Origin of the sequence: Rhodoferax sp. UBA5149 (genome assembly GCF_002413825.1) — a bacterium.
GTDB lineage: Bacteria > Pseudomonadota > Gammaproteobacteria > Burkholderiales > Burkholderiaceae_C > Rhodoferax.
In genome coordinates, this window is record NZ_DHXT01000184.1 from 612 (window position 1) to 2,902 (window position 2,291).

At 60.9% G+C, this 2,291-nt stretch carries 4 protein-coding genes; all 4 read left to right on the forward strand.

Features of this window, described 5'->3' with window-relative positions:
- A partial coding sequence (locus B3V69_RS16605; protein ID WP_296448116.1) for a pyridoxal phosphate-dependent aminotransferase occupies window positions 1–735 on the forward strand: 735 nt, incomplete at its 5' end.
- The gene (hisB, locus tag B3V69_RS16610) at window positions 732–1,352 is read left to right on the forward strand and encodes an imidazoleglycerol-phosphate dehydratase HisB (RefSeq protein ID WP_296448117.1); all 621 of its coding nucleotides are present in this window, start codon (window positions 732–734) and stop codon (window positions 1,350–1,352) included. The genes B3V69_RS16605 and hisB, both read left to right, overlap by 4 nt.
- Before the next feature lie 51 nt (window positions 1,353–1,403).
- A complete protein-coding gene (gene hisH / locus B3V69_RS16615; RefSeq protein ID WP_296448118.1) occupies window positions 1,404–2,099 on the forward strand; it encodes an imidazole glycerol phosphate synthase subunit HisH in 696 nt (231 codons plus the stop codon).
- An 81-nt stretch (window positions 2,100–2,180) separates the two neighbouring features.
- The coding region (locus B3V69_RS16620) for a HisA/HisF-related TIM barrel protein (protein ID WP_296448122.1) at window positions 2,181–2,291 on the forward strand (111 nt) is incomplete at its 3' end.

A 2,291-nucleotide genomic window follows, 5' to 3' on the forward strand; every position in this document is an offset into this window, starting at 1 on the left:
GTGATGTACGCCATGAGTGCGCAATTGCAGGGTTTGGCCTTTCATGGCGTGCCACTGACCGAAGATTTTGAGCTGAACGAGGCCGCCATGCTGGCCGCCATCGCCCAACATCAGCCGTCCATCACCTACCTGGCCTACCCCAACAACCCCAGCGCCAATCTGTGGGACGACGCGGTGATTGAGAAGATCATCCTGGCCGTCGGCGCGCAGGGCGGCCTGGTCGTGATGGACGAGGCCTACCAGCCGTTTTCCAGCAAAAGCTATATCGACAGGCTGGCGCGACACGGCCACGTGCTGCTGATGCGCACGCTCAGCAAGTTTGGCCTGGCCGGTGTGCGGCTCGGTTACATGATGGGCCCGCAAGCGCTGATCGCCGAAATCGACAAGGTGCGCCCGCCCTATAACATCAGCGTGCTGAACTATGAATGCGCCCTCTTTGCGCTCGAGCACCAAGAAGTATTTTCGGCGCAAGCCCTCGATATTCGGGCGCAGCGTGCTATTCTTTTGGAAGCATTGATCCAATTGCCCGGTGTTCGGGCCTTTCCCAGCGATGCCAATATGATTTTGCTGCGGGTGGCGGATGCGCAAAAAACCTTTGACGGCATGAGAACGCGCAAGGTCCTCGTCAAGAACGTTTCTAAAATGCACCCATTGCTGGCGAATTGCCTGCGCCTGACGGTCGGCACCGCCGATGAAAACCGGCTCATGCTCATCGCCCTTCAAGAATCACTATGACCACCTCGATCTCCACACCTTCCCTCGCCCCGCGCACTGCGGAAGTGTCCCGCAACACGGCGGAGACCAAAATCACCGTGCGCGTCAATCTGGACGGCACCGGCCAGGCCAAGCTGCACACCGGCATCGGGTTTTTTGACCACATGCTGGACCAGATCGCCCGCCACGGCATGATCGACCTCGATATCCAGGCCGATGGGGACCTCCACATTGATGGCCACCACACGGTGGAAGACGTCGGTATTGCCTTCGGCCAGGCCGTGCACAAGGCGGTCGGCGACAAGAAAGGCATACGCCGCTACGGCCATGCCTATGTGCCGCTGGACGAAGCGCTGTCGCGCGTGGTGATCGACTTTTCGGGACGCCCCGGTCTGGTGATGGACGTGCCGTTCAAAAGCGGCATGATCGGCACCTTTGACAGCCAGCTGGCGCACGAGTTCTTTCAGGGCTTTGTGAACCACGCGTTTGTGACGCTGCACATCGACAACCTCAAGGGCGTGAATGCGCACCACCAGGCCGAGACCGTGTTCAAGGCCTTCGCCCGCGCCTTGCGGGCGGCGCTGGAGCTCGATCCGCGCGCCCTGGGCATCATTCCCTCGACCAAGGGTTCCTTGTAGCTTCATATGCCAAATAGGCCTCCAGCCCCCGTCGATAGTGCGCAGGCAGCTATGAATTCAAGAGCAAATGGTGTGCGCCACAAAACCGTGGCCGTGGTCGACTACGGCATGGGCAACCTGCGTTCGGTGTCGCAGGCGGTGCAGGCCGCCGCTGCCGACACGGGCTACCAGGTGGTGATTACCGCCAACCCGGAGGAGGTGCGCGCTTGTGAGCGCGTGGTGCTGCCCGGCCAGGGCGCCATGCCCGATTGCATGCGCGAATTGCGCGAATCGGGGCTGTTGGCGTCGGTGCTGGAAGCGGCCGCCAGCAAACCCCTGTTCGGGGTGTGCGTGGGCATGCAAATGCTGCTGGACCACAGTGCCGAGGGACCGATGGGTGTGGGCACGCCCGGCTTGGGTCTGATTCATGGCGAAGTGCTCAAGTTCGAGCTGGCCGGCCAGCTGCAACCCGACGGCAGCCGCTACAAGGTGCCGCAAATGGGCTGGAACCAGGTCTACCGCAACAACCACGGCGGCGCGCCGCATCCGGTGTGGGGCGACGTGCCGGATGGCAGCTACTTCTACTTTGTGCACAGTTTTTACGCCCGACCGTCGGATGCACGCCACAGCGTAGGCGAGACCGACTATGGCAGCCGCTTCAGCTCGGCGATTGCGCGCGATAATATTTTCGCCACCCAATTCCACCCCGAAAAAAGTGCCGAACACGGTCTGTCTCTCTACCGAAACTTCCTTCACTGGAATCCCTGACCTTTTCACCCGCTCGGGCTGAGCTCCTCGAAGCCCTTCCTCCACCTGTCCTCCACCCTATCCCCACCACTCTGAAGCATCATGCTTTTAATCCCTGCAATTGACTTAAAAGACGGCCACTGTGTTCGCCTCAAACAAGGCGACATGGACCAATCCACCACCTTTGGCGAAGATCCGGCCGTCATGGCCCGC